Below are 4,591 nucleotides of genomic sequence, written 5' to 3'. Positions count from 1 at the left end.
AACAAGGTAGCCCTAGGGGAACCTGGGGCTGGATCACCTCCTTATACGAAGATATCCACGATGAGTACCCACACAGATTGATTAGGTTTAAAAAGAATAAGAGATGAAGAACTCCCAAGGTTCTTCGAAGTTTGTTTCTACTTTTTAAAGTGGAGATAAATTAGCAGTGTCCCGTTCGTCTAGAGGCCTAGGACACCGCCCTTTCACGGCGGTAACAGGGGTTCGACTCCCCTACGGGATACCACTTCCTTCAAGAAGTAAAAAGGGTCGTTAGCTCAGTTGGTAGAGCAGTTGACTTTTAATCAATTGGTCGCAGGTTCGAATCCTGCACGACCCACCATTTCCTCCCAAGGAAATAAAATTTGGGGCGATTAGCTCAGTTGGGAGAGCACCTGCCTTACAAGCAGGGGGTCACTGGTTCGAGCCCGGTATCGCCCACCATTTCCTCCCAAGGAAATAAAAATATGGGGCTATAGCTCAGCTGGGAGAGCGCCTGCCTTGCACGCAGGAGGTCTGCGGTTCGATCCCGCATAGCTCCACCATTCTTTCTCCATGAAGGAATCAAAACTATCATGGGCGATTAGCTCAGTTGGGAGAGCACCTGCCTTACAAGCAGGGGGTCACTGGTTCGAGCCCGGTATCGCCCACCATCTTTAAGCACACTTTTCTTAGTAATAGAAAACTGAGTGTATTTAAAAATGGTTTTGAAAGTTTAATGCTTTAAAAACTCTTGCTCTTTAACAATTTGGAAAGCTGACTGATTGATTTACTTACGAGTAATTCAATCAAATTTAAAAGTTCTCAATGTTTATCTGCTCTTATTTAATAAGAACGGTATAAACACAACAAACACATTCAAGTGTCTTGGCTTTTTGTCTTCACTTTTTAAAAGTGGAAATAAAGAGTGATTCAAACTTAGTTTGAATCGAAATTGAGTCCGGCAAACAGTCATTGAGAATTAACCCTTCTTGATGACAACCAAAAACCTTGGTTAGTTGCCATACGCTTATTTGTCTTCACTTTTTAAAGTGAAAGCAAATAGAAACCCTTTCGGGTTGTATGGTTAAGTGACTAAGCGTACACGGTGGATGCCTTGGCAGTCAGAGGCGATGAAAGGCGTAATAACTTGCGATAAGCCCAGATTAGGTAGTAATAACCTTTTGAGTCTGGGATTCCTGAATGGGGAAACCCACTTACATAAGTAAGTATCCTGTTGTGAATACATAGCAACAGGAGGCAAACCGGGGGAACTGAAACATCTAAGTACCCCGAGGAAGAGAAATCAACCGAGATTCCGAAAGTAGCGGCGAGCGAAATTGGATTAGCCCTTAAGCTTTTAATGATGCAGGTGAAGAGTCTGGAAAGTCTCGCAGTAAAGGGTGATAGCCCCGTAACCGACACATCATAATCAGTGAAAACGAGTAGGGCGGGACACGTGATATCCTGTCTGAATATGGGGGGACCATCCTCCAAGGCTAAATACTACTGACTGACCGATAGTGAACCAGTACCGTGAGGGAAAGGCGAAAAGAACCCCTGTGAGGGGAGTGAAATAGAACCTGAAACCGTGTACGTACAAGCAGTAGGAGCACCTTCGTGGTGTGACTGCGTACCTTTTGTATAATGGGTCAGCGACTTAATTTTAGTAGCAAGGTTAACCGTTTAGGGGAGCCGTAGGGAAACCGAGTCTTAACTGGGCGTACAGTTGCTAGGATTAGACCCGAAACCAGGTGATCTAGCCATGGGCAGGTTGAAGGTTGAGTAACATCAACTGGAGGACCGAACCGACTAATGTTGAAAAATTAGCGGATGACTTGTGGCTAGGGGTGAAAGGCCAATCAAACCTGGAGATAGCTGGTTCTCCCCGAAAGCTATTTAGGTAGCGCCTCGGACGAATACTACTGGGGGTAGAGCACTGTTAAGGCTAGGGGGTCATCCCGACTTACCAACCCTTTGCAAACTCCGAATACCAGTAAGTACTATCCGGGAGACACACGGCGGGTGCTAACGTCCGTCGTGGAGAGGGAAACAACCCAGACCGCCAGCTAAGGTCCCAAAGTATAGCTAAGTGGGAAACGATGTGGGAAGGCTCAGACAGCCAGGATGTTGGCTTAGAAGCAGCCATCATTTAAAGAAAGCGTAATAGCTCACTGGTCGAGTCGGCCTGCGCGGAAGATGTAACGGGGCTAAGCTATACACCGAAGCTGCGGCTACGTACCTTAGGGTATGTGGGGTAGGGGAGCGTTCTGTAAGCCGTTGAAGGTGGTCTGTAAGGGCTGCTGGAGGTATCAGAAGTGCGAATGCTGACATGAGTAACGATAAAGGGAGTGAAAAACTCCCTCGCCGGAAGACCAAGGGTTCCTGTCCAACGTTAATCGGGGCAGGGTAAGTCGACTCCTAAGGCGAGGCCGAAAGGCGTAGTCGATGGGAAACGGGTTAATATTCCCGTACTTCTTACAATTGCGATGGGGGGACGGAGAAGGCTAGGTGGGCCTGGCGACGGTTGTCCAGGTTCAAGTACGTAGGCGGGTGGTTTAGGTAAATCCGGACCGCTATTAACGCTGAGATACGATGTCGAGCTACTACGGTAGTGAAGTCATTGATGCCATGCTTCCAGGAAAAGCCTCTAAGCTTCAGATTGTAAGGAATCGTACCCCAAACCGACACAGGTGGTCGGGTAGAGAATACCAAGGCGCTTGAGAGAACTCGGGTGAAGGAACTAGGCAAAATGGTACCGTAACTTCGGGAGAAGGTACGCTCTTATCAGTGAAGTCCCTTGCGGATGGAGCAGACGAGAGTCGCAGATACCAGGTGGCTGCAACTGTTTATTAAAAACACAGCACTGTGCAAAATCGTAAGATGACGTATACGGTGTGACGCCTGCCCGGTGCCGGAAGGTTAATTGATGGGGTTAGACTTCGGTCGAAGCTCTTGATCGAAGCCCCGGTAAACGGCGGCCGTAACTATAACGGTCCTAAGGTAGCGAAATTCCTTGTCGGGTAAGTTCCGACCTGCACGAATGGCGTAATGATGGCCACGCTGTCTCCACCCGAGACTCAGTGAAATTGAAATCGCTGTGAAGATGCAGTGTACCCGCGGCTAGACGGAAAGACCCCGTGAACCTTTACTACAGCTTGGCACTGAACATTGAACCTACATGTGTAGGATAGGTGGGAGACTTTGAAACCGCGTCGCTAGATGTGGTGGAGTCGTCCTTGAAATACCACCCTTGTAGTTTTGATGTTCTAACGTTGGTCCCTGAATCGGGATTACGGACAGTGCCTGGTGGGTAGTTTGACTGGGGCGGTCTCCTCCCAAAGAGTAACGGAGGAGCACGAAGGTGGGCTAAACACGGTTGGACATCGTGTGGTTAGTGCAATGGCATAAGCCCGCTTGACTGCGAGAATGACAATTCGAGCAGGTGCGAAAGCAGGTCATAGTGATCCGGTGGTTCTGAATGGAAGGGCCATCGCTCAACGGATAAAAGGTACTCCGGGGATAACAGGCTGATACCGCCCAAGAGTTCATATCGACGGCGGTGTTTGGCACCTCGATGTCGGCTCATCACATCCTGGGGCTGAAGTCGGTCCCAAGGGTATGGCTGTTCGCCATTTAAAGTGGTACGCGAGCTGGGTTTAGAACGTCGTGAGACAGTTCGGTCCCTATCTGCCGTGGGCGTTGGAAAATTGAAAGGGGCTGCTCCTAGTACGAGAGGACCGGAGTGGACGAACCTCTGGTGTTCGGGTTGTCATGCCAATGGCATTGCCCGGTAGCTAAGTTCGGAATCGATAACCGCTGAAAGCATCTAAGCGGGAAGCGAGCCTTGAGATGAGTTTTCCCTGGCACTATAAGTGTCCTAAAGGGTTGTCGTAGACTACGACGTTGATAGGCAGGGTGTGTAAGTGCTGCGAGGCATTGAGCTAACCTGTACTAATTGCCCGTGAGGCTTAACCATACAACACCCAAGGGGTTTTGTGGACTCAAAGAAAGACCAAACGCTTGAATGAGTTTGAAAGAAACTTTTAAATCAGTTTTCCAGATTATTTTGCCTTCAGTTTTTAAAAAAGCTGAAAGTAAAAGCAAAATTTGCTTGGCGACCATAGCATTGTGGACCCACCTGATTCCATGCCGAACTCAGAAGTGAAACACAATAGCGCCGATGGTAGTGTGGGGCTTCCCCATGTGAGAGTAGGACATCGCCAGGCTTTAAATTTATTTTCACTTTTTTGAAAGGTGAAGACAAAAGGTATCGTTACTTGCATTAGCAAATAACAACCTCAACAGTGTACTAATCTGTTGATGACAATTTGTTGGAGGGATGGCTGAGTGGTCGAAAGCACCGGTCTTGAAAACCGGCAACCGTTAATAGCGGTTCTAGGGTTCAAATCCCTATCCCTCCACCACTCTTAAAGATTAAACCGCTGTTTTTACAGCGGTTTTTTCGTATCTAAAGCCTCGAAAATCATCTCGCACAGAAAGATAGCAAAGATGTACTTATTGAGACTTCCAAATAGCGTATACTACACACGCATCGCCACCCCACTTTCACTGCGTAGCAGCGGTTATCCCAAAGAGTTTAAATTCTCTCTTC

At 47.9% G+C, this 4,591-nt stretch carries 6 tRNA genes and 2 rRNA genes; all 8 read left to right on the top strand.

Features of this window, described 5'->3' with window-relative positions:
• The first annotated feature begins 168 nt into the window (after window positions 1–168).
• The 8 genes from A136_RS06260 (at window position 169) to A136_RS06225 (ending at window position 4,403) form a co-directional block, all read left to right on the top strand.
• Window positions 169–244, top strand: a tRNA-Glu gene (locus A136_RS06260).
• A 20-nt stretch (window positions 245–264) separates the two neighbouring features.
• Window positions 265–340: transfer RNA gene (locus A136_RS06255), tRNA-Lys, on the top strand.
• A 25-nt stretch (window positions 341–365) separates the two neighbouring features.
• Window positions 366–441: transfer RNA gene (locus A136_RS06250), tRNA-Val, on the top strand.
• Between the two features lie 25 nt (window positions 442–466).
• Window positions 467–542, top strand: a tRNA-Ala gene (locus A136_RS06245).
• 32 nt (window positions 543–574) lie between these two features.
• Window positions 575–650 (top strand) — tRNA-Val (locus A136_RS06240).
• Between the two features lie 411 nt (window positions 651–1,061).
• Window positions 1,062–3,955 (top strand): 23S ribosomal RNA (locus tag A136_RS06235).
• Between the two features lie 134 nt (window positions 3,956–4,089).
• Window positions 4,090–4,205, top strand: a 5S ribosomal RNA gene (rrf, locus tag A136_RS06230).
• A gap of 107 nt (window positions 4,206–4,312) precedes the next feature.
• Window positions 4,313–4,403: transfer RNA gene (locus A136_RS06225), tRNA-Ser, on the top strand.
• The last annotated feature ends 188 nt before the right edge of the window (window positions 4,404–4,591 follow it).

It is taken from the genome of Vibrio crassostreae 9ZC13, assembly GCF_000272045.2.
Taxonomy (GTDB): Bacteria; Pseudomonadota; Gammaproteobacteria; order Enterobacterales; family Vibrionaceae; genus Vibrio; species Vibrio crassostreae_C.
This window is presented reverse-complemented; position numbering and strand designations above follow the sequence as displayed.